At 37.5% G+C, this 25033-nt stretch carries 20 protein-coding genes; 6 read left to right on the top strand and 14 right to left on the bottom strand.

Features of this window, described 5'->3' with window-relative positions; genetic code table 11:
• Nucleotides 1-97 precede the first annotated feature (97 nt).
• The 6 genes from AACH28_RS18815 (at nt 98) to AACH28_RS18790 (ending at nt 4159) form a co-directional block, all read left to right on the top strand.
• Nucleotides 98-868, top strand: a complete 771-nt coding sequence (locus tag AACH28_RS18815) for an IS4 family transposase (RefSeq protein WP_341831230.1) — start codon at nt 98-100, stop codon at nt 866-868.
• A 39-nt stretch (nt 869-907) separates the two neighbouring features.
• Nucleotides 908-1069, top strand: a complete 162-nt coding sequence (locus tag AACH28_RS18810) for a hypothetical protein (protein ID WP_341831229.1) — start codon at nt 908-910, stop codon at nt 1067-1069.
• Nucleotides 1070-1222: 153 nt separating this feature from the next.
• Nucleotides 1223-1837: a hypothetical protein gene (locus AACH28_RS18805; RefSeq protein ID WP_341831228.1), complete on the top strand. Its 615-nt coding sequence runs from the start codon at nt 1223-1225 to the stop codon at nt 1835-1837.
• A gap of 4 nt (nt 1838-1841) precedes the next feature.
• The gene (locus AACH28_RS18800) at nt 1842-2972 is read left to right on the top strand and encodes a hypothetical protein (protein ID WP_341831227.1); all 1131 of its coding nucleotides are present in this window, start codon (nt 1842-1844) and stop codon (nt 2970-2972) included.
• Between the two features lie 10 nt (nt 2973-2982).
• Nucleotides 2983-3558 (top strand): hypothetical protein, encoded by a 576-nt coding sequence (locus AACH28_RS18795; RefSeq protein ID WP_341831226.1) that lies wholly within the window; start codon nt 2983-2985, stop codon nt 3556-3558.
• Between the two features lie 16 nt (nt 3559-3574).
• Nucleotides 3575-4159 carry a hypothetical protein gene (locus AACH28_RS18790; RefSeq protein WP_341831225.1) on the top strand — a complete coding sequence of 195 codons (585 nt, stop codon included), beginning with the start codon at nt 3575-3577 and terminating at the stop codon, nt 4157-4159.
• Nucleotides 4160-4251: 92 nt separating this feature from the next.
• On the opposite strand, the gene AACH28_RS18785 is transcribed toward AACH28_RS18790, so the two are convergent.
• The 14 genes from AACH28_RS18785 to AACH28_RS18720 all read right to left on the bottom strand — a co-directional run bounded on the left by AACH28_RS18785 (nt 4252) and on the right by AACH28_RS18720 (nt 24700).
• Complete coding sequence (locus tag AACH28_RS18785; protein WP_341831224.1) at nt 4252-4914, bottom strand: hypothetical protein; 663 nt, start codon at nt 4912-4914, stop codon at nt 4252-4254.
• A gap of 193 nt (nt 4915-5107) precedes the next feature.
• A complete protein-coding gene (locus AACH28_RS18780) occupies nt 5108-5971 on the bottom strand; it encodes a DUF4302 domain-containing protein (protein ID WP_341831223.1) in 864 nt (287 codons plus the stop codon).
• Nucleotides 5972-5977: 6 nt separating this feature from the next.
• Nucleotides 5978-6892, bottom strand: coding sequence for a putative zinc-binding metallopeptidase (locus tag AACH28_RS18775; protein WP_313185170.1), 915 nt, complete (start codon nt 6890-6892; stop codon nt 5978-5980).
• Nucleotides 6879-8492: a RagB/SusD family nutrient uptake outer membrane protein gene (locus tag AACH28_RS18770; RefSeq protein ID WP_341831222.1), complete on the bottom strand. Its 1614-nt coding sequence runs from the start codon at nt 8490-8492 to the stop codon at nt 6879-6881. Before AACH28_RS18770 ends, AACH28_RS18775 begins: the two co-directional genes overlap by 14 nt.
• A gap of 3 nt (nt 8493-8495) precedes the next feature.
• Nucleotides 8496-12074 (bottom strand): SusC/RagA family TonB-linked outer membrane protein, encoded by a 3579-nt coding sequence (locus AACH28_RS18765; RefSeq protein ID WP_341831221.1) that lies wholly within the window; start codon nt 12072-12074, stop codon nt 8496-8498.
• A 258-nt stretch (nt 12075-12332) separates the two neighbouring features.
• Entirely contained in the window at nt 12333-13484 is a 1152-nt protein-coding gene (locus AACH28_RS18760) for a FecR domain-containing protein (RefSeq protein ID WP_341831220.1), read from the bottom strand.
• A 46-nt stretch (nt 13485-13530) separates the two neighbouring features.
• Nucleotides 13531-14058: an RNA polymerase sigma-70 factor gene (locus AACH28_RS18755; RefSeq protein ID WP_341831219.1), complete on the bottom strand. Its 528-nt coding sequence runs from the start codon at nt 14056-14058 to the stop codon at nt 13531-13533.
• 417 nt (nt 14059-14475) lie between these two features.
• On the bottom strand, nt 14476-14796 hold the full coding sequence (locus tag AACH28_RS18750; RefSeq protein WP_333577547.1) for a hypothetical protein: 321 nt from the start codon (nt 14794-14796) through the stop codon (nt 14476-14478).
• A gap of 316 nt (nt 14797-15112) precedes the next feature.
• A complete protein-coding gene (locus AACH28_RS18745; RefSeq protein ID WP_341831218.1) occupies nt 15113-16186 on the bottom strand; it encodes a DUF4302 domain-containing protein in 1074 nt (357 codons plus the stop codon).
• Nucleotides 16187-16214: 28 nt separating this feature from the next.
• Nucleotides 16215-17654: a substrate import-associated zinc metallohydrolase lipoprotein gene (locus tag AACH28_RS18740; protein WP_341831217.1), complete on the bottom strand. Its 1440-nt coding sequence runs from the start codon at nt 17652-17654 to the stop codon at nt 16215-16217.
• A gap of 23 nt (nt 17655-17677) precedes the next feature.
• The gene (locus AACH28_RS18735) at nt 17678-19144 is read right to left on the bottom strand and encodes a RagB/SusD family nutrient uptake outer membrane protein (RefSeq protein WP_333625712.1); all 1467 of its coding nucleotides are present in this window, start codon (nt 19142-19144) and stop codon (nt 17678-17680) included.
• Between the two features lie 14 nt (nt 19145-19158).
• A complete protein-coding gene (locus tag AACH28_RS18730) occupies nt 19159-22740 on the bottom strand; it encodes a SusC/RagA family TonB-linked outer membrane protein (protein ID WP_341831216.1) in 3582 nt (1193 codons plus the stop codon).
• Between the two features lie 234 nt (nt 22741-22974).
• Complete coding sequence (locus AACH28_RS18725; RefSeq protein ID WP_341831215.1) at nt 22975-24126, bottom strand: FecR domain-containing protein; 1152 nt, start codon at nt 24124-24126, stop codon at nt 22975-22977.
• Nucleotides 24127-24178: 52 nt separating this feature from the next.
• Nucleotides 24179-24700 carry an RNA polymerase sigma-70 factor gene (locus AACH28_RS18720; protein ID WP_333625715.1) on the bottom strand — a complete coding sequence of 174 codons (522 nt, stop codon included), beginning with the start codon at nt 24698-24700 and terminating at the stop codon, nt 24179-24181.
• Between the last annotated feature and the right edge of the window lie 333 nt (nt 24701-25033).

The following is a 25033-nucleotide window of genomic DNA, read 5'->3' as shown; positions in this document are numbered from 1 at the left end:
GATTTTTCAAGAAAACGCAACTAGATTTCCGAATCCAAATCGGAAAAAACTGCAAAAAAAAAGCAAAAATAACCGATCAGAAAATATCAACATTATTTTGCAACGGTCTTGTGTAGTAAGAGCTCCAAGTAAGTCTAATATATCCTATATCAACACACACCGTACCCATGAACTTTTCAAAGATCTTTACTATTCTGTTTTGGATAGGCTTTGGCAAAAGGACACCCATTTTCGCAAAGATCTTGGTCAGCTAAAGCGTAAAGTATATCTGATGGATGCAAGCATCATCCCCTTATGTCTATCTGTATTTGACTGGGCAAAGTTTCGCAGCACCAAAGGTGCCGTAAAGCTGCACACTGTCTTGGATTATGATGGCTGCCTACCTGTTTTTATGCAGATTACCGATGGAAAAGTACATGAGAGCCAGCGAGCCGGTAGTTACAGTTTTTCCAAGGGAAGCGTGGTGGTAGTGGACCGTGGCTACGTGGATTACAGCTGGCTTGGGGATTTGGACAGCAGGGGGGGTTACTTCGTTACCAGGAGTAAAGTTAATATGAAGTACAAGGTTATCAAGTCCTATCAGAGTGAAGCACTCATCGAAAAGGGGATCCTTAAGGATGAGCTCATTGAGCTATCCGGTGCTGCCTGCAATAAATACAACGGCAAGCCGCTACGCCTAGTCCACTTTTGGGACAGCACCACTGGCAATGAGCACCACTTTTTGACCAATAATACGAAGTGGAAGGCTTCTTTGGTGGCAAACATCTATAAACAACGCTGGCATATCGAAGTCTTCTTCAAGCATCTAAAGCAGCGCTTAAAAGTATCGACATTCATAGGGACTTCTGAAAATGCAGTGATGATCTAGATCTGAACTTCACTCATTGGCATATTACTGTTAAAATACTTGCAAAAAAAGGCCAAATATGACTGGAACCTGTCCAATCTGGTCGCATTCATCAGAATGAATATCTTCGTGAAAATAAACATCTGGCAATGGATAGATGATCCCTTTCTCAGGCCGCCTATAAAAGGAAAAAAGGGACAGCTAAAGATCTTCGCAGATTGAAAAATAGGGGTCAATATCGAAATGATGAAAAAAGCTATGCTTGTACCACAGAAATCCAATCCTAAAATTTATTTAGGACACATATGCTAAGACAATTACTAAAACCAAAAACAGCAGTTAAAAATAGTCTTTTAAAATGAAAATCACCGAATTATGAAGAAGTATTTATTATTAACCAGTATTTTGATCAGTCTTATGAGCTGTCAAAGAGACCGTTTGGAGAAGGAGCCCAATACAAAAAAGCCAAAGAGCAGTTTTAATTTAGCAATGCTCAAAAAATTCACAAAAGCAAAGTCTATAGAAGAAAAAGCACTTTTTGCTAAAAAAGCTGGTACAAAAGCGAATGTTTCCAACGCTCCTGAAAATGGGAGTGTGATGGATCAATTACTTTGGGATTATGCGGTGAAGGAAGTCGTAAACGACACGAAATATTCTTATCTAATTCCCTTAACTGGCGGTATATTAACGGACAAAATTGCTGATTACATTGCTGATAAAGGCTATCGGATGATTAATTTTTATTCTGATCAAAACCAACAGAATGTATATGCCCGACTACGGGAATATCGGCCCCGGCCTTCATACATTGATAGCCTGTGTCAGGTAAAGAATATCAGCATGACCAATTATGACTACACGGAGTATCAGCAAGTATTGGCCAATGAAAAATTTGACGGTCATATTGTCGTCTTTAATTTAGATGGGAAAGCATTCAAACTGATAAAGGTCTCCATGGGTAAGGTAGGAGATGTACTAACCTATAATTAAGACGATGAAAAGAAAAGTATTATTACAGATTTTATCCCTAGGAGTCTTTTCCTTTGGTCTTTTCATGATCATTGATTCGAAAGCACAAGATGTGGAAGCTCCACCAGAAGATATTGAAGTTGAATCCATCATGTACGATGTCAATGCCAACTGCGTGGAGAAAAATATAGGCGATCCCGAATTTCCAACAGATGAATACGGAGGTAACGGAAGTTCAAACTACCTCGGCAGTTTCCTGCAAAACACATTTTCATTTAGCGGAATGAATACGCTGGATGAGGTGGTCGTCACGAGAGTTGTCGCCAAACCGAAAAGTACGACCAGTTGTGGGAATGGAGGATTTGGCTTAGACATTGGGTCTGGGATAGCTATACCCAATTTAAACGGCTGGTGGGAATCAATGATAAAAGTCACATTGAAAAAGCTGGCGAAGATAGATCCTTGTGCAGACAGAGCGGCTCTGAATGACCGTAAAACCAAGCAAAGTACCATAGCTAAAAACAATGAAATAAAAAATCTAACTTTACAGACTGGCAAAGAGCATGGTTATAATACCTATATGAATCTCAATACGAAAGAAGTAACAAATTATACAAATGTGGACGTAGGATACGAATTGGGGGACGGTGTCCACGAAGTCACCTCTCATGAGCGGTGGCAATGGAAGGCCAATGACCAGGTCGAGGTAACGGTAGACTACACCCATACCCATGGTTTTGAGAGTGCTCCCTCGTCCATCGATGTGTTTTCAGGTATCGGGATCTATATGGCGACCAGCAATGCAAATATGGATGTATTGAGCCCAGCTCAAAAACAGGTATATCTTAGCTATCACAGCATTAATGTCATGACAGCAAATCACGACTATGCTATTACCATTACCGATCCTGTCAAATGGGTAAACAGGTATCCAAATCGGCAGGCTGATTTTGAAGAGTACAAAAGATTAACTAGAGGATACAGGCGTATGGGGAATAATGCTTATACCTCGCAGGAACTTGCATTGATAGATCTCTATGGGGATATGATACAGCTCTATAGCTCGGAATCGGGAACTGCTAACTTTAAACCATTGAACTCCAAAATCGATCCAAATACATTTAGAAAGTTTATTTCAATCAATAACTGTAATTAATAACAATTTTATGAAGAAATTTATCCTACTTGTAATAATTTATATTGGCATATTATCAAATAATTATGCACAAACTTATCTCCAAGGAACTGATGTAATTCCATTAAGCGATGCGGCACATTGCGACTTATTACCGATAAATACAAGGATAACAGCTGACAATGCATTTTTAAAACTGAAACAAATTGATCCAAAATCTGTTGAAGAAAATGTAAATGAAATGATAGGGGAATATTGGTGGATTGATGGAATGTTGGTTACAATGGTTACGCGAAGTACTTCAACTTTCCCAAAAGAGAATTTGAGAGATTTACAGCAGTCTCTTGCTCCTGAAATAGTGTATGTCGCAGGAACAACACCGGACCGTACGCTTGCCAATGATTATTTCAGCGAAATTAAATCGATGAATAATTTCGAGGTATTGGTTGAATACTTTAAAACCCGTAGTAATTATAAAGACTTTTTGATCCAAGATGCCAAGGGAAAATTTAAAGTTATGGGTACTATTTATGCACAAAAACAGGATGCACAAAAAGCGCATGAACTCATTGACCTGATATTAAATAGTCTGTATTTTAAACAGTAGAAAAGCTTAGCTCTATATGCGGAAGTACATCTTATTTTTAACTTATATTATAAGCGGTTTGGCGATATTCCCAACCGCTTATGCACAGACTTATCTACAAGGAACAAATGTCCTTCCATTAAGCGATGCGGCACATTGTGACCTCCTACCTCCCAGCTCACGAATAACAGCAGATGATGCTTTTTTAAAATTGAACCAAGTAGATCCAGAACCTGTTCAGAAAAATGTAAATGAGATGGTTGGGGAATTTTGGTGGATTGATGGAATGTTGGTTACAATGGTTACGCGAAGTACTTCAACTTCCCCAAAAGAGAATTTGAGGGCTTTACGGCAGTCTCTTGCTCCTGAAATAGTGTATGTCGCAGGAACAACACCGGACCGTACGCTTGCCAATGATTATTTCAGCGAAATAAAATCGATGAATAATTTTGAGGTATTGGTAGATTACTTTAAAACGCGTAGCAATTATAAAAGCTTTTTGGTTCAAGACAACAAGGGAAAATTTAAAGTTATGGGAACCATTTATGTCAAAAAACAGGACGCACAAAAAGCGCATGAACTCATTGACCTGATATTAAACAGTCTGTATTTAAAACAATAGCAAAACAAGAGGTTTGGCTACTGTTTTAAATACAGCGGCTCTAGCTATGAATACTAAGATTTTGGAGCACTATAAACCTTAGTATCGTATTATTATCGTCCAATACCCCAAGCTAACTGTACATAGAAATGTCCCAGTCTATCCTTCGGAACATCTGAAACCGCAGCATTCACTACTTTCCATTCATTCTGTGTAATAGAAGATTTATAACCTATTCTACATTCCGGGCGAAAGCTAGTGCGTTCGGAATTGGATGTTTTCAACGTAACACTTAAATCGACAATAGCAGCATCATGCTCCATTTTAGTTTGGTTGGACTGCGTGGTCAAAAAGTCTCTAAATTCTCCATTCAGATTTTTCTTTTGAACCGTAAAAGTAGTAGACTGCGTACCGACTCCCAGCTGCGGACTAAAGATCAATCTGCCTGTACGTATCGCATTGGTAGATACATAAACCGTAAAATCTCCTGTGTTCATCGTATTGTCGTTTTTACTGCTTGTCGACAGGCTAAAATTCACGCCAATAAGGGTTTGTTTCGTCCTGTATGCCAGTCCGGCGCCTGCATTCCAACCAAACCCAGGCACCTTTCCGGAATCATATTCTTTCAAGATCCTATTCAGATTGCTGGCGTTGTTAAATTGAACACCGGCAAAATAGATCGTCTCAAATGGCAGATGTTTCGTCTGATTGGTTTTTTGTTGCGCAAATAACTGAGCTGCAAAAACAAGTAAAAGGGCACTAAAAAAATACTTCATAAAATTTACACTTTGGTTTATATCAATTAAACTAACTATGGCAAAGGCCTACATCATTATGACAACTAAATCAATAGATCCATTACATGGAAAAAAATATTTGCAAAAAAGCCCCTCCAAAAAATATTCTGAAGGGGCCACTAAATAAACATATGAAACTTTCTCCCTGATTTCGCAGGGAGAAAATTGCTTTTTAACTTTGTGGGACTAACTTGATCGTTCCTGCATCGTTGGTAAAATAACCTTTGGTATACGCTCCTGTTGGTTCTACATACTTCAATTCTCTAAACTTCACTCCATTTACGTCATATTCCGTATAAAATTCAAGTCCAGTAGGCGTATAACGATAAGCATATGGTTTAGTATTACCTGCAATCAATAATGCTCGTTTCGTTGCTGCGGTTGAAAATGTTGCTGCGAAGGATTCTGTCCCAACTTCAAATTTGTAATTTGAAAATGCATGGAATTTTGTAAGCGCAGCGCGGTAGGTCGCTATAATTGTAGAAGCCTCTGAAGATTTAATCGGGACCATCACAACCTTATTGTACGATTTTCTACCTTCCATGACAATGGAATCAGCTGATGCCTTTGTTACCAAGAAATCATTTTCACCTTTCATCCCCTCGTTACTCGCACCAATTGATGCTGTAAGGAAACCGGGTAATTGATATGCAGGCTCTCTATTAAAGACTGCAGGCAATGCAAAATAATGAAATATGCGATTATAGGTATCGAAGGTCAAAATTGCGCCAGCACCAGGTGCGACAGTATAAGTACTTACCTGTGCAGCAAGTGTTGTAAAATCACCTTCAATGCTAACGTCAGTGGTATTATTAAATTTGGCAAATAAGGTATATCCTCCAAATTCTAATCCGCTGCTTGGAAAATACTTGATTATCCAGCCATCTTTATTCGCTTGTAAAGTAGAGTATACATTAGCCACGCTCGCGTTTAGACGGTCACTCGGACTGTCTTCAAAAATACGATCCATCTTCTTCTCACAACTTGCGCCCAAAGACAAAATGGTTATTCCTAAAATAAATAGTTTAAATTTCATTTTTTCTTAATTTAAAGTTGTTTGATCAAACGTGCTAAGATTAGGATAACGAGCAAGAATATTGGCTCTTAAGAGATCCATATCAATTCCCCACTCAGATTTCATATAGTTTTTCACAATTGCTAATTTTGAAAGGATCAAAGCCCTTCCCGCTGCCGTAGAATTTTCAACATTCAGCATGGCATCAAAATCAGCTTGACTCCGCGTAACATAGAACGAATACAGTTCAGCAAAATCCTCAGTATCGGCCTTAGAAGCATACGGTGAGATAAAGCCTGCTGCGATCGCGGCTCCTATACCTGTAGCATTGGCAGGATATTTCGCATTCCAGTCATCCTCCACGTAACTAGTACCTGTGATCTCCTTAAAATTACTTGGATAAGGCTTATTCTGATTTAGAATATGTTGAAACTCATGGTGAACTGTTTTGAAAAATCGGCCCGTCAGAAAAGCCGGGTTTTTACCATTGGTTTCATTTAATTCCAACAAATTATACAAAGATACTTTTGTACCTGATTCTGCTGTTCCCAAAATCATGACACCGTTTGTTTGAATTGGAGCTGAACCAGTAAACGTAATTAATTTTGGAAAGTTGTTTTTAAGGAACTCCTTCCCTCCAGTCACTTCTGAATATGGCTCCATAACAAGATAAAGCATAAGCTTGGACAATCTTATAGAAGATTCAAAAGGTGCAGGTACCAATCGATAGCTCATATCAGATTCTTTATCGACGTACTTGTACAGTATCTCGACATTGTAGGGTAGAATATAGTTTTTATAGAGGTAATTGTCCAAAGCGTTCTTTGGTATTGTTGAATCTACAAAAACACTATTGGGATTTAATTTATCCTCTTTGTTACATGCAGAAAACAACACTCCGCATGAAGCTAATAACATAAATAGTTTATTACTTAATTTCATTTGATCTAGGATTTGGTGTTAAACCTGCACTTACCACATCTTGAGGTAATTGAATTGCACGACGAGGATCTCGGATCGATAGCGTATTATCGGTAACCGTAAAAGTCATCGTTCCATTGTTGACCGCAGGAGCGACCCTTCTGGTTATTTCAATGCCATAACGTTTTACATCGAACCATCTTAAGCCAGTATGAAGAAACTGAAGGCGTTTAAGCGATAATACTGCATGGATCATATTTTCCTGTGTACCGCTTTCAATCTGAAAATCTGGGTTCAATTTCTTTTTCGGTGTTGGAGCTGTAGGAGTAAAATATGTAAATGAATTCGCCCAATTGTTAATCGAAGCTTCACTTATTGTCCCAGGCTTGCTAATGGTATTGTTATTAATATGGATTTGCATATCAGTAATGGCTGCCGCATAATTCTTAAGATGAATATTTGCTTCCGCCCTATTCAATAAAGCTTCTTCCGACGTGATCGGCGTATAGACTCCTCGTGAAAATCCAATTCCCGCAACTTGATCAGTATATTCAAAAATGTAGGCAACATGTGGAAAAATCACTTTATTTGCCGTCGTACTCGTATAGGAAAATGCACGAATTCTATAATCCGTTGATGTCGTAGCTTTCCCAAAAGGCTGAGCAGCAAACGCTGTCTCCGTCATTGCAATAGATCCACCGTGACTGATTCTGTTGTTGGTTGAATACCCCCCAAAAGTTGTCCCCATCGCCGAATAAGCCGTAGCTACTAAGAAATTAGCTTTCACTGAGCTCGCATTATACTCTCTCGTTGTATTATTGATCGCAGCAGAAAAAGAGGCAATCGTTGCATAATCACGTAAAGTCGCTGTTGGATTGTTTCCTAACGCTTCGGTGGAATACTCCACTGCCTTTGTCCAATCTTCCATAAATAATGCAACACGCGATGCAAAGGTATAAGCTGCCGCTCGGTTAAAGTGATATTTTGCAACACTAGAGTTGGCGTAAGAAGCGTCATTGATTAATGGTAAACCTTCTTCTATATCCTTTTTAATAAAATCGTAAACTTCCTGAACAGTATTACGTTCATATTTTGGATTTAGGGTAGTTTCTCCTTTCGTCATATAAGTAACACCCAAATCTGTTGTTGAATACTTTTTCGAATAATTCTGTGCAAACATATTTACAAGAATCCAATGGTTATAAGCCCGTGCCAACAACGCTTCACCACGCTGTGCTTTTAAGCTCGCTGGATTCCCCTGTTCATCAATAGCTTGCAATGCAGCATTTGCATTAGCAATCGCTCCATAACACGCTCCCCAAATACGATCGATTCCATCATTACTCGTTTCAGTAATATCTTGCCATTTGTATATTTGTTCTATGAAGCGTGCGTAGTTTAAGTAAACTGGCCCAACATCATCCACATTGTCAGAAGATAACTCAGCTACCATAACATAAGCATTCTCTGGATAAGCCCCAACGAGCATTTTCCCAATTTTGTCTGTTGTATTTAGTTCAGCCCTATTATCGGGCAATTCATCCAAATATTTCTTACAGGAAGAAAAGCTTGTCGCTATTATTCCCGCTGCAATTAATATATATGATAATCTCTTTTTCATATGCTAGAATCCCATTTTTAAGGTTAATGTATATTGTTTCGCAATTGGTAATGCCACACCTCCTGAATTAACAAATTCTGGATCTTGCCCATTAAGGCGCTTATCCGCATAAATTAACCAAGGATTGATCACATTGAACCGTACACCAAGATTGCTCATCTTAAGAGATTGCACAAAATATTTTGGCAGCTCATAAGACAAGGAAATGTCCTTCAAACGAATAAAATCACCTTTTGCAACAGTTTCCGTTGAATAATTGTAGGCATTATAAGCATAATCGTATTGACTATTGTTTCGGATAAAACGTCTATCCAAAATCACAGGAATATTCGTAAATGCTTCCTCTCCAGGAACAGTCCAGGCATCCCAAAATTCCCTTGGTGTAGCATTTAAGTCGGAATAACCTGTTTTGTATGCTGGATCCAATCGAACTACATTTCCAAAAGAATAGGTGATAAATACATTGAGCTTAAAATTCTTATATGAAAATACGTTCCCAAAACTTCCCATATCGGTCGGTTCAGTTGGCCCCTCATACTTCAACCAGTCAATTTGCTTGCGTTCCTGAAAATAAACCCCCGTTGTTGTCTCTGCTCCATCGATGTAATTGTAGACGGGCAGACCATTCGGAAGAAGTCTATTAAATGGAATGGAAAATAGCGGTCTTACGGGATAACCAACCCGTCCATATCCGCCAGCAGCAATTAAGTCTGCAACTCGACTATTGTTTTCCAAAGCCGTAATCTTGTTTTTCGCTTTGGTGTAAATAAAGCTAGAAACCCACGAAAAATCTTGCTTTTTCAATATTGTTGCGGAAAGACTAAATTCCAATCCATGAGATTCCATATTGGCAACATTCCCGTACTTTGAAATCTCGCCACCAAGTCCCTGTGTATTGACAATACCGATTAAGTCGAAGTTCTTACGTTTATAGTAATCAACATCCAATGCGATCCTGTTCTTAAATAAACCAATGGAAGTACCTATATTTAACTCATGTTTCTTTTCATAGGTAAGTTCCGAATTTTCTAAATCAGAAATATTAAGACCTGTTTCTTTATCTGCGGTATTAGGACGCCATGGGTTATAACTTTGAATAATAATCTTCGAATTGGTAACGAAATCCGGTCCTCTATCTGCCGTTAAGCTATAAGACCCCTTAAAACTTAAATTCGAAAATGGCGTATTCAATTTTTTAAAGAAATCTTCTTCCATGACATTCCACATTCCTGAAACGTTCCATGTAGGCATCCAACGTGCAGAGGTTGTACGACCTAAACGGTTGGTCCCTTCGTAGCGTAATGTACCATTAATAGTATATCGGTTGTCAAACGTATAATTTGCGGTTCCATAAAATGCTACTTGTCTGTTACGAGCAGGAGCTATATCACCATTTTTTCTTCTATCAATAGAATAATAATCAGCATTTTCTTCCTGGCTTTTCTTAAACAGCTTATAATCTATAAATGGAATTTCCCCTAAATCATATTGCAAACCCCAACCTCTAAACCAGTTCTGATTTCGATCCACAGAATTCGTTTCAGCACCGGCAAATGCGTATATCTTATGGATCTCTTTAAAAGTTTTGTCGAAAGCTGCTGTAAAACGGAAATCCTTTGTCAACATCTTATTGTCTGTACGATTATAGATACCGCCATATGGTAAGACAGAAACTGGCACTGCATAAGGATCACTCGGATCAGTATATAAGAAAGGATTCGCATCACGAATAAACGTAGTAGGCATCCAACGATAAGCTAATGCCTGATTTGACTGATCTTTAATATAGTGCTGTTGCGATGTTTGCTGATATCTTGTAGCGGCCAATAACCCCAATTCCAATGCCTTGATCGGCTTCCATCGCAATTCTCCTTGAAATTTAATATCGGCAGCATTTATATCCATGTAATTGTTATCCAATTCATGCAGGATATTAAATGGTGCATAATTCCGTGTATAGAATTCATTAGGATCAAGTGTCCGTGAAGTATTTAATGCATAACTATAAGGGTTAATGTCGAAATCCCGTTTAATTTCCATGGAAACTCGATCTACAGAAGAACCTAATGTACCTGGAGCCCGCTGATCACGATAGGATCCATTTGTTCGCAAATCTAATTTAAGATTATCAAATAAATCATAGGAAGCATTAAACATCCCTGTATAGCGTTTCACATCTGATTTACGCGCCCAGCCATTATCAAAAACACCACTAATGGATGTATAATATTGTGCTCTTTCTGTACCTGATGAAAGACTGACTGAGTGGTTCTGCATGATTGTCCGGCTGAACAATTGTTTAAACCAATCTGTATTTCGGTATTCTGCTTTCCTTAAATAAGCGTTTCTCGCTTCTTGTGTATTTTCTAATTGACCTGCCTTGATTAATTCATACATTTTCCCATAGACACCCGATTCGGATCTACTTGCCACATCTGCCATTGTCAACCATCCCCTTTGTTCAAGAACTTGATTAAATGCCATCTGCTCCTGAGAATTCATGATATTGAAATTATTATAAGAAGGAATCGCTCTTGAAGTAAACTCACCCACATAATTGGCGGAGTTCCGACCAGCTTTTCCTTTCTTTGTTGTAATAACAATAACACCTCCCATAGCCCTAGCACCATATATTGAAGTCGCAGAACCATCTTTCAGTACAGTAAATGACTCAATATCATTGGCATTTAAGCCGGCGACAGCAGAACTGATTAGGGTCAATGCATCTCCCGAAGACAGATCATCTGAAGAGACGTTTGACACATCTTCTATGATAATCCCATCAATTACCCAAAGCGGTTTTGAACTACCATAAATTGACGTTGCACCACGGACTCTAATTTTTGGAGCTGATCCAAAGGTTCCGGTTGTGTTTTGAACCGAAACCCCAGCAACACGGCCTTCCAAAGCTCTTGATGGATCAGGAAGTCCACCAAGTTCAATATCTTTCATATCGACCTTAGATGTAGCCCCTGTAAATGTTCTTTTGTCTATTTTAGCTCCAAGTCCTGTTACAACAACTTCGTCGATTTGATTTTGGTTAGAATCCAATACGATCGCGATGGAACTTCTATTATTGACACTAACTTCAAGATTGCTATAACCCACATATCGGACAACCAATACCGCATTTCCTCCAGCATTTATCTTAAAATGTCCGTTTGCATCGGTTTGCGTGGAAATGGAAGTTCCCTTGACCGTGATTGTAGCACCGGCCAACGGATTCCCCTCAGCATTTTTAACTGTTCCAGCGATCGACTGTTGTGTCCCCTCGACAACTACGTCATTCTTTCCATTACTATTGACAGAAATTGTATTTGCAATAATTTTGTACTCGATATTTTTATCTCTTAAAATCGAGTTTAATGCCTCTTCTACAGACGCATTTTTTAGATTGACTGTAACACGAGATTTAGCGTTTAAGTTTTCGCTATAGAGAACACGCAAGTTGGATTGTTTAGAAATCGCAGAAAGCGCTTCCTCAATCCGTGCATTCCTCATTTTCAAGGTAACTTTTTGGGCTGTTCCTTTAGCATGAACACCGGTTACAAATGCGAATAAAAGGCATGTACTAATTTTCATAATACGTAAGGGTTTGCAAAACCTATGATCTTGGGGTAACAAGGACCAGGCTTTGCTAAATGGTAAGTTATTCATACATTTACATTTTGTGGTTAATTAGGTAATTAATAGTTCACTTTTAAGTTATGAGCCCTTTGATCACATTTCTGAACAGGGATGCGCCAACATTCCTGTTCTCTTTTTTTTGGGCACTTTAATGATTGGATTGTAATATTATATCATAAGCCTCGCTGAATTAGTTTTATGTTTTAAAATAAGTTAGCTTTTGTTCTCAATAATCAATTCCTTACCGTGAACTTCAAATCGAAGGTCACTGACATACGATAACATCTCCAACACTTGAGAAAGTTTTACATCGCGCTGTATACTACCGCTATATTCTTTGCTGAGTTGCACATTGCCCCTAAATTTCACATCCAGATCGTACCATCGGGACAGTTGATGAGCAATATTTACAATCGTTTCCTTTTTAAAGTAAAATTCATTGTTATGCCAAGCTAAATCCTGCTGAATATCAGCATTCCCCTTTATCATATTATTTTTCGAAAGGGAAGCAAATTCACCTGGATTCAATTCTAATTTATTTTCCTTTTGTCGCACCTCTACTTTACCTTCGACTAGCGTTGCTCGGATGTCATCGTGGTAGGCGAATACATTGAAATGCGTACCCAAAACCTTGATTTCTCCAGCTTTTGAATCAACGTAAAAAGGCTTTTTAGCATCATGTGCCACTTCAAAATAGGCCTCTCCCTCTAAACTCACCCTTCTTTCATCTGCTGAAAATTGCGCCGGAAAATTTAATTTCGACTGTGCGTTAACCCAAACTTTGGTACCATCACTCAAAGTGATTTTATAATAACTTGCACGTGGCACTATGAGCGAGTTCAGACGAGATATTTGCTGGCTTTTATCGTTTTTAACGATTAATTCCGCGCCATTCCCAACAAATGTCTTGTTTGTATGGTAGGTTTTGGATGTCTTGTTATTAAGCACAACTTTTTCACCATTGGACAACTGTAAAATAGCCCCACTCTGTGCCGGCTCGACATCCTGCTCCAAATTCAAAGTTAGATTATGTACAGCATCTTCATCTGTCTTCAAATAACTGCTCTGCCATAGATAGAAAAAAGTGGCCAATAGAAGTAACGATGCGGCAATACTGATAAACCACTTATAATTAGATTTATTATTCCTGCTGTTAAGCTTTTCCCAAGCTCTATTTGCATCCAATTGCTTAACAACAGCTAAATCTTGTTCAATATTCTTTGCTTTTCGAAATGATTCTAAAAGCCGTCTGTTTTGGTCACTAGCTTGTAGCCACTCTTCAAATTGTTTTTGTTCTATTTCGGTCAATTGACCAAATAAAAATTTTTGAAGCAGCTGAGAGATATGCCCTGAGTTTTCTTCCATATTGTACAGTAAAGAAACTTAAGGCAGGAAAAGGGGTGACAAGAATTTAAATATTTTTTAACAAAAATATAATAAGGGGTAAAAACTCAGGATTTAGTCGTTTTAAAAGCATTTTCATACCGCGCTGTTTTTGGGTTTTTACGGTATTGATGCTAATTTTCAATTCCTGGGTTATTTCAAGATTAGACAAACCATCTAAATAGCCCAGGCGAAAGACCTGTTGGCAAGAGGTCGGCATCTGTTCAATAATTTTGTAAATTTCCTGAATGGCCTCACTATGAATCATATTCAATTCAAGGGCTATATTATCCTCTTCTGTAAAACCGACGACATTCCAATATCTTTGTTGTACTTTTTCGTGGCGAATATGATTATAACAGGCAAAACGAACCGAACTATACAAGTAATTTTTAACGGCAATCTCATTGTCGCTGACCTGCCCAGTGCTTTTAAAATAAGCGACAAATGAATCTTGAACTAGGTCTTCAGCCACAGCTAAATCACCAACAATTTTCCAAGCAAAGTGGCACAATCCGTTATAGTGTGTTTTAAATAATACTTCTTCCTTCTGCATCGTTAAAGATCCCGCGACTACAAATTGTACTTCATAGCGGATATTTTAGAACATGTATGTGCACTTACATGTAAGTGCTTAATAATTGTTTGGTAAAAGTGCTAAATATTTTTTATTATTCACACAAAAAAGTTACCAAGCGGAATCTCATATGCTTTTTTGTACTTATAAACTTAGAAAATCGGCAGTAAAAAAATAAAAGATAACTGCTCTAAGGGAGGTAAAACAAAAATCAAATAATTCTAAGCTTAATAAAGCTAAATCTATGGCGAGTATAAACAATCAATTTAAGGTTCCTTAAAAAAACTAAATCTTGGAATTAATTGTAACAAAATAGAAAACAAACCTAGCAATCAGTAGATCAAAATCATTAAAATATATTTGCCTAGGAACTTCTAAATTCCACTTATTTTATTTTTACACCAAATAATCTCCAAGCAACACTAAGATAATAGTTGCCGAAGCATAAAGTATACTCATGATCCAATCAGCTCTATGCTCTTTCTTAAATACAAGAAAAAAAAGCGACGTTATCCAAATGAATATGACCATCATTAGCAATGGGATCGTAAAAAGTTCTACAATAAAAGAAATAATCGTATTGGTCCAATCTGGAAGATATTGATATGTAGAATAATGTGCGATCAGCAAGGCGACAGACAGTAGTCCAATCTGTGATAAAAGGCGGACTAATTTAGGTAAATTATCGCCATTTTTTATTTCTTTCCAATACATCATTTAAATCTATTATTTAGCTTTAACAGTTATTATTTTATTCATTGCAACGTCATTAAAAGGAGATACACATTTTGTGTATCTCCTTGGCATATCCTAAATTTTTCTCAGTTAGATTTCCAACTAGTTTGAAAAATTTATTGACTACCGTCCAAAACTAATCCATTTTCGCGCGTCTGATACAGTTACCAAATCATATTGTCCTAGCGCTGTTTCGATGACGTATAATCCTTTTGGATCCGTAAAATCAAGTGCAGTTTGTAAAATTATATTTCTATAAGCTGCTGGAATGGTTCCCAAAGCTCCTACATACTGATACTTAATAAGCCGTTTGTAAGTCAATCGTACTAGCAATGGCAGTACCGAAATACAACGAATTGCCTTGAGCATATCCAAGCAAATCATAACCAGGACCATAATCCAACCAGGCAATTCTTCTGTTCATTCCTGTACCTACAGAAACACTATTGTCATTTAAATAATCTTCTTCACCATCCTTAACCCAAGCCGAAAAAGAAATTTGGCGATCAGATCTCCAAAAACGCGTTACCGCGGTCTTATCATAATTCATTGGCGTAATTGACTCTGTAATCTTCAGATTTAAAGATCCTGAACTTGCCGATAAAAAGCCAGAGGGATCATACTTTACATTCGAAAGGCTTACAATACTATCCTTGCCAATCACTATTGGATTAAAAAATCTAACCTCATTTTTGACGACATAAAAATTACTTCCCACATTATCACCGGTCTCTGCGGAAATAAAATTGATACGTTTATTTCCTACATCAATCTTAGCTTCATAATTCTTCCCTCCGATTTCAGTACGTTTAAAATAGGTATGTATCTGAGACAATTTATCCTGCATAGAACTCGTCTCGTTATAGGTTGATTCCAAATCAACTTTTGATTCTGCCCGAACCAAAATAAGTTTACTTTTATTGAAAGTCCCCTCCAAGACAATTTTATCTTTGGTAGCTGAAATTACTGCAAACTCAAAATCTGCTTCATAACCAGTACCAACCCCTCCTCCTAAAACATTGGGATTGGGATCAGAAAGCTCATGTAATATCGAATAGGTATCAAACAACAAAGTCGGACGTTGCAATGCTTTAAGTCTATATGAGCTTTCTTCCTCATCGGACCCATATTCAGCGGTCATTACAACCCGATTTTTGTCATTAAATTTCATCGTAAAATCTACAGCTATATCAATATTAGTTAGAAGATAGGCTTTCCAACCATATGGAGCACTAGCAAGCGTAGCTTGATACTGAGCGAGACTATCCGCCAATCTGACGTCAACATCATCCAGAACTGGCGAAGTTTTATCTTTCTGACAGCTCGAGAATGCGACAATAAATAATATATAAAATAATAAGTACTTTTTCATCTTGTTCTAATTTGCGTTTCTTCTTTCACTACAACGTTCCAAAAACATAAGACGTCGGATCATTTTTATTGACTAACCCACCAAAGATTCCTTTTGATTGCGGAATAATATCATCTATCCATCGCATTGCAAAAGTCTGATTAGAAAAATAATTAACAATCGGCAAGACCGAAGCTTCTATTGCTCTCGCATTTGCATTCGTAGGCTGTGGATTCGTATAAGTCAATTTTAAATCTCCATCTGTTTTTGTAATTGTATAATTAAAATCAGCATTATAACCTGCGCCAACGGCAACTGTTGGATCCATAAAATTCACACGGAGGATCACCCTATTTGCGGTACTAAAAATTAAGGAAATATTATCGACATATAGCCCCATATTTGCCTGCAATGTAGCATTAGATGTATTGAATGCGGTTAAAAATTTAGCTGATAAGCCCGACAATTTCTGAGGATTGACGGTAATCGTGCCATAAGTTTTTTGCGGTCCTAACAGTTCGCCCAATGCCGGCGTTGGAGAATTAGCCTCTATAGCCTCTTGCGTCTTGATTTGAAGATCCGATAACGTAATTCCCCATTCATTTTTCATATAAGTCGTTACGATCGCCTTCTTTTTTAAAAGTTTATTTCTCGCACCGGTGTTTTGCTCATAAATACCTTTACCATTTCGTTTAATATATTGTCCTTCATAAACAAATAAGTTATTGACGATATTGTTATAATATGCATCTCCACCTTCAAGTAGTGTAGACAATGTTTCAACAAAATCATCATCCTTGTTAGATCTCGCATAAGGTGTTACAAATCCTTTACCCCAAAAATCGGCTTCATAAAGAATCTTATCCAAAGCAGCCGTACTGCTATAAGCCCCTCTAAAAATATTGAACCAAGTAGCCGTATAGTCGGAAGGAGTTATCCTTTGGTAGTCAGGCGTTACAGCAATATTCTGGTTCAGAACATGTCCAAACTCATGGTGCATTGTATGCAATATTTTTCGCACCGCAGGCTTGTCATCTGGATCAAATGTATTCAGGTCCAGCAAAACAATTTTCCGTCCAGCCTCAGCTGTACCTAGTGTAATAGTACCATTGCTATTATAGGAAGGGCTTCCAGCCAAAAAAAACTGTTTTTGAGTGTACTTTTTCATAAAATTCTCCCCCTTAATAGCGACATAAGGTTCAATCCAAGTTTTTTTGATAATATCCATCACTGGAATAACCAACCCCTCTTGCACTGGAATTACATTTTTATATATCTCTGGTAGTTCAGATCTATCCCACTTATATTTTACTTCGATATTGTATGGTGTAGTAAAATTTTTGCCAATCCAATCGTCTACCTCTGTCTTGGCCCAAGTATCTCCTCCTAGACCTACAATATCCGATGTCAGCTTGTCTTTATCGGTACATCCGAAAATTATCGCCGACGAAAGCAGTAAAAAAAATATATTTTTAAATTTCTTTTTCATAATTCAATTTTTAAAAGTCGACATTACCTAGGATTAGCTTCAAGTCCAGCAGCAATTGCATCCTGAGGTATTTGTATCACTCTCCTTGGATCATCTGCACCCAATATAATTTTATTCTTGCCATTAGCACTGACATGTTCGATCGGAATTTTCAACCGGACAATATCAAACCAGCGCATGCCTTCATGCATAAATTCCATGCGTTTAAAAGTTAGTATAGATGATACTAAGGCATCTTTATCTGATGAATTCTGATAAAAGTTTTTCGCTTTTTCCACAGAGAATTTGTCGGCCGTAGCTGAATAATTTATGATACGCTTTGAAAGGTACCTATCAAGATCACTGATTGTCTGTGCACTATTTCCCAGCATCGCATTTGCTTCCGCTCTGTTAAACAAAACTTCTTCAGAAGTAAGGAGCGGCACCATATTATAGGCATCACCGATAGTTGCATTAATTGATTCCTTTACAAAATGTTCCTTGAATTTGGGAATATTGTAGACCATCTCAGTTCCTCCAAAAATCTTAGTTGCCATCGCCAATTGTTTTCCACTAGGATTATTTGCAGGACTAAATATCCCCAACAAACTAGAACTTAAACCGTAATTATAACCGGCATAACTTCTTCCCCACTCGCTCTGAGATTCTTGGAGCAAAATATTGGCCGCCTCTGTCGAATTGGTATAAATTGCTTGCAATTCGTAATATCCCAATGAATTATAGGTTGTGTTCCAAGGACGTAGATCCTCTGCTACCGTCGAACCGGGGTATAGTGCATCTGCGTGTTCAACAACCTTCGCGTAATCTTTTTTGAATAGGTAAAAACGAGTAGCAAAGGCATGAGCCGCCTGTGTCGTAAAATGGTATTTTGGAACTACATATTTGTTGTTTTTAATCAAGGGAAGTCCCTCTGTCAAATCTTTTTCAATATTTTCATAAACGCTGGCAACAGTACCACGCTTATAACTGCCTTCGACGACTTTTTGTGGAAGTGTAACATAAGGTATACCGAGGTCCGTTTTAGCAGTTGCTGGATCATAAGCTTTCGCAAAGAATGTCACCAGCATAAAATGAGCATACGCACGTGCGAGCAAGGCTTCACCTCTGCTGGCAGCATATTCTTCTGTATTACCCGCTTTATCGATGGCCTCAAGTGCATAGTTAGCTGCTGCTATCGCTTTATAACAAGCATTCCAATAATATGGTGGAGTATCTATGTCAGTTGGATCTACTTGATCAACGTAATTCCAAGCAGATGAATTGGGCAATTCTCGTGTTGTTCCACCTTTATCTCCAGCATTATCACTCATTGACTCTGCCATAGTAATATAATTACCATGTGGATAAGCATTTGCTAATAATTCTGCTACTTTAACAGCATTATTTAGTTCAGTACGATCATCGGGTTGATGCTCTAGAAATTTATTACAACTTGTTGCAACAAATAAGCTAGACAACGCCATATATAGAATTAAATTTCTTCTTTTCATTGTAACATTATTTATTAAAATCCAACTTTTAAAGACAAAGTATACTGCTTAGGTATTGGTAGGGCAACTCCTCCTGATGCAAAAAACTCCGGGTCTTGGCCTTTTAGTTTTTTATCCGAATAAATCAACCAGAAGTTATTCGCAGTTATACCAATCGAAGCGTGATTTGCTTTGATAGATTTGAGAAAATTGGATGGTAGTGTGTACGCTAATGCCAATTGCTTTAACCTAACGAAACCTCCATCAGCAACTCTCACGGTAGAATAATTGTAGGTATTGTAAGGGTACTGTCCGCTAATCGTATTGGCAGCCTCAACATCTAAAATCGATGGAATATTTGTTATGGTTTCGTCTCCAGGCATTGTCCATCGATCCTTAAATTCATTTGGCATCGCATCTAAATCAGAATAGGATGTAGCGAATGACGGATTTAACCTAATTTTATTTCCCGCTGAAAATGTAAATAATGCATTTAATGTAAAGCCTTTATAACTTAGTGAATTATAAAAACCTCCTGTTAATTTAGGATCGGTAGGCCCTTCGTATTTCAGGTGCTTCGTTTCGAGACTCTGCATATAAACATCGATACCTTTTTCTCCTTTTTCATTTATAAATTCAGGAATACCTGTATCGTGATTTAATCCAGTAAATTCTATAGAATATAATCCACGATATGGATAGCCTTCTTGTGGTCCACCATCAGCAGTCACCAGATTAAAAATAGACTGCGGGCTCGTTAACTTCGTCACCTTGTTTTTATTGTAGCCAAAATTGAAATTACTTCTCCAGCTGAACGAATCATTCTTGATAATTGGTCCACTCAATGTCACCTCAATACCTTTAGAATTCATGTCAGCATAATTGGCCGTAATCAGATATTGCCCCCCTATACCGGAAGTACGCAAGGGACTAATCAAATCAAAACCATTTCGATTATATAGATCAACAGTCAGGTTCAATTTACTTTTAAAGAAACTCATATCGAAACCGAGGTTGGTTTCGTATTGTTTTTCCCAAGTTAGATCCTTATTTTCGATATACTGTATATTCATTACAGATTCTATTTCATCTAAATAAGGTCTTAAGGCACTTCCATTTCGGAGTACTAAGGCTGAATTGGTTGCATTACCAAGACTAGCTGTTAACCCGTAGGTACCACGAATTGTTAATTTATTTAAGATATCCTGATTTTGCATGAATGCTTCTTCATCAACATTCCATGCTCCCGAAATATTCCATGTAGGTAACCATCGTGCTGTCTTTGAACTTCCTAACTGGTTCGATCCATCATAACGACCAGTAAAGTTGATAGAATATTTTCCATCATAAGAATATGCAGCCCGCGTCATGAATGCCGAAAAGCGGTCATACTTATGTCCCATTGAATAATAATTCAGGTTGTTTAATGTCGCCTGTTTTATAATATTCGGATCGATAAATGGTACCCCCCCTTTATCATATTGATACCCGTAACCAATCATACTCCTAGCTTGACGATCAGCTATACGTAACTCTTGAAATGCATAAATATTTACAAGATGTTTTTCATTAAAAGTATTATCATACTCAAATGAGTTTCTAACCATATATGATTTTAAGAAATCATCATTTGTATTATAAAATCCTCCATAGGGAAGTACAACTACGGGTTGTAATTCAGGATGGGCGGGGTCTCTGTATAGGAAGCGATTATTATCTTGAACATAGGAATCGTAGTCTGCTCTATACGCATTTGCCATATTGGAACTTTCCCTTACTTTATGTTCATTACCACTTTTTACGTAGCGCATTGAAGCTAACACATCATATTTAAAGTGCTTGGAAAACTTATAATTTGCCCCACCTTGAATTTTCAAATCCAACATACTCAGGTCCAAACTATTGTTATCCAATTCGTGTAAAATATTAAAGTCAGCAAAGTTTCTCGTAAAGCTTTCTCTATTCCCATTTTCATCATAAGCGGTCATTGTTCGGCTCGTATTGAGGGCATAGCTAAAAGGGTTAATATCAAAATCTCTAGAATATTTTCCTTCAACAGGATTACTAACTCTTCCTACAGTGCCGGGAGCTTTTTGATTACGAATGGAACCCGTAGTAATAAAATTGAGTGTTAATTTTTCCGAAAGGTTAAATAAAGCATTGATATTTGTCGTATAGCGTTGTACTTTATTTCCGACAGCCCATCCATTATCGTTTAAATAACTTGTAGACATATACAACTGAGATTTATCAGTACCTGATGAAACGCTTAAACCATGCTCTTGCATAAATGAGTTTTTGAACAAGACATCAAACCAATCCGTATTAGCAAGCGCGTATCTACTTAAAAATTTGTTTCGAGCTTCAGGAGTATTTTCGAGTCCAAATTTCCCATTACTTTCATTATATGAATTGATCAAATGATACATTTTGGTATAAACGCCACCGTTCTCAGCTCTTGATGCATTAAAATGATTAAGCCAGCCTTTACGTGCAAGCTCCGAATAAACCGACATTTGATCCGAAGAATTCATGATATTATAATCGTTATATGTCGGTTTCAAAAACGTTGAGAAATTACCTGTATACGATATTAACGGTTTTCCTATTCTTCCTTTTTTTGTCGTAATTACGACTACCCCGTTCATCGCCCTGGCACCATATTGTGCTGTTGCGGCAGCATCTTTCAAGATATTGAAACTTTCAATGTCATCCGCATTGATTCCAGCCACAGAAGAACCAATCAGTGTATTGACATCACCAGAAGATAACTGTTCATTCGAGATATTTACAACATCTTCCAAAATAACGCCATCGACAACCCATAGCGGCTTATTATCGCCTGTAATTGAAGTTGCTCCACGGACACGTATTTTAGGTGCTGCACCAAAAGTTCCAGATACATTTTGTACAGATACCCCCGCTACTCGTCCTTCCAACATCCTACTTACATCAGTAATACCGTCCTGTTTGATATCTGATCCTTTTATTGTGGTCGCGGCACCAGTAAATAGCTTTCTATTTAAATTTTGATAACCGGTAGAAACAACATCCACTACATCCAGCTGTCTTTCATCGGATTCCAATTCAATAGCAATACTACTACGTCCACCCACCGCTACTTCTTTCTGTGAATAGCCAATAAATCGTACAATCAAAACAGCATTGGCTGAAGCATTAATCTTGAAATGCCCAGATTCATCTGTTTGAGTTGATATGGAAGTCCCCTTAACTGACACAGTGACTCCGCTCAAACTTTTCCCGTTTTGATCCTTAATAGTTCCGGAAACAACCTGTTGCAAAGTATTTATGGTAGAACGATTATCTGCATCACCATTCACTGAGATCGTATTGGCAATAATCTTATAGTCGATATGATTATTACGCAAAACAGAATTCAATGCTTCTTCTACCGTAGCATTTTTTAAATTCACATTGACCCTGACTTTAGAATCAATATTTTCCCCATAAAATAGCTGCAGATCGGATTGCTTGGAAATTGCATTGAGTGCCTCCTCAATCCGTGCATTTTTCATCTTCAATGTAACTTTCTGCGCAATGCCGTTGGCTTGAACTCCGGTCACAAAGGCGAAAAGAAGACAGGTACTAATTTTCATAATACGTAAAGGTTTACAAAACCGAGGGTCATGAGGTATCAGTCGCCACGTTTTGCCAAATGGTAAGTTATTCATACATTTACTCTTTGTGGTTAATTTGGTTTACTTAATTCGCTTTTTAATTTTTTAGGCCCTTTTGATCATTCCAGAACAGGGATGCTGCAACATTCCTGTTCTATTTTATATGTAAGGCCTTAAGGTTAGGTATTATTTCTCTTACATAAGCACTCCTTTTTATTTATTTTCGACAATTAATTCTTTTCCTTGAAACTCAAATTTCAAATCACAGACGTAAGTCAGCATTTCCAAAGCTTCCGATAACTTAACATCACGCTTAAAGTTGCCAGTATACACTTTATCTAATGCAACATCTATTTTAAATTTAACTTGTATGTCATACCATTTAGAAAGTGTTGAGGCAATTTCAACAATGGTTTCTTTCTTAAAGTAAAACTGATTGTTATGCCATGATAGATCGTGTTCCAAATCTGCTTTTCCTTTCCGAAGCTGTTCTCCTACAAGATTCGCGTATTCCCCGGGCTCCAAAACAACAACATTGCCAGAATGACTTACTTGCACTCTTCCCGAAGACAATGTCGTACGAACATTAGTTCCATAAGCATTAATATTGAAATGAGTCCCCAATACCTTCACTTCGTTTCCTTTAGATTCCACAAAAAAAGGACGCCCAGCCTCATGTGCTACCTCAAAATAAGCTTCACCTTCCAAGTAGACACGACGCTCATTATCTTTAAATTTTATAGGAAATTTGAGTTGGGAGTTAGCATTAATCCATACGTGGGTCCCATCTTCTAAGGTCAGCTTATAAAAATTGCCTTTAGGAACAACCAATGTATTAAATTGAAGAGGAGCTTCCTTCACTGGAATATCCATATTCTTGCCATTATCTTTATTCGCTAAGGCAACTATTTTTTGATCTACTGTTTTGTTCGATTTCTCCAAAGGCATTATTGTCCCATCAGCTAGGACCAATAAGGCTCCTGGCTGAGCAGGTGAAATATCTTTTTTTACAGGAGCGGTAGCTGCTACTTTGTCGGACACTTTCCCATCCTGCTGTAATACATAAAAGAGTGATACTCCTAATAATACGACAAGAATGGCAGCCACACGAAGAAAGGGCCTATAATTCTTATTTAATTTCCGGGGAGTCTGCTGAATATTACACCAAGCACCATCTTCATCCAAATTGGCAAAAAAGTTAAGATCTGACTCAATATTCTTTGCGTCCCGAAAACTTTCCAGCAAATCATCGTTACTTTTGTCAGATTTCCGCCACTGCTCAATAGCATCCCGATCCGCCATTGTTTCTTGGCCACGAAGTAACTTATTAATTAGTTTGACTATGTAATTAGGATTAGCTTTCATATCTACAGGTTAGAAACCCTATAGATTCGTCAAGGGTGACAAGAAATTAAAATTATTTTAATAAAAAAATAACAAGGGGTAAAAATTCGGGATGCAGCTTATCCAGTAAAATCTTCATGCCTCGTTGTTTTTGCGTTTTAACGGTATTTACGCTGATCTGAAGTTTTTCGGTAATTTCAAGATTCGACAAGCCTTCTAAATAGCCCATCTTAAAAATTTGCTGACACGCAGTAGGCATTTCGGCAATAATCCGATAGACTTCATTGATCACCTCGGTATGAATTATCGAAAGTTCAACAGAATGCGCATCTTCCTCATTGAACTTAACCCGAGTCCAATACTTTTCTTTTACTTTTTCATGCCTTAAATGCTTCAGACAAGAAAATCGCACGGCAGTATATAAATAGTTTCGTACAAAGATTTCGGATTCATCGATTCGTTGCTGCTCCCTAAAGAATGTAATAAACGCCTCTTGCACCAAATCCTCTGCAATAGAAGATTCTCCTACAAATTTCCATGCAAAATGACACAAGCTTTTATAATGCGTTCTAAATAACTTCTCTTCGGGTCCCATAGCTCTCTAACGGGTATAGTAAAATTGATTAGCGACAATCGCTAGCGGTTGATAAACTAGTCTTATGTAAAGATATAATTTTTAATTTTTGTTAAACAAAAATTAACACATTTATTACATAAACTATTGACACTACACATTAAAAAATTCTACTTCTCAATAAATTAACTTCTCTTGGCCCTTATTCTCTCATTAAAAATTTATTCCCAAGTCAAAACAAAATCCCTGTTTTTATCATTTATTCATAGGAAAAACAGCTGAAAAAACACCATTTTTCGCTTTTTTTTACTATATTGTAAACTTTCAAAAAACCTTCATCGCCATATAAGCATT

This window comes from Sphingobacterium thalpophilum (genome assembly GCF_038396785.1).
Lineage (GTDB): Bacteria > Bacteroidota > Bacteroidia > Sphingobacteriales > Sphingobacteriaceae > Sphingobacterium > Sphingobacterium thalpophilum_A.
Note: the sequence above shows the minus strand (reverse complement) of the source record. Positions and strands in the feature narration are given on the sequence as shown.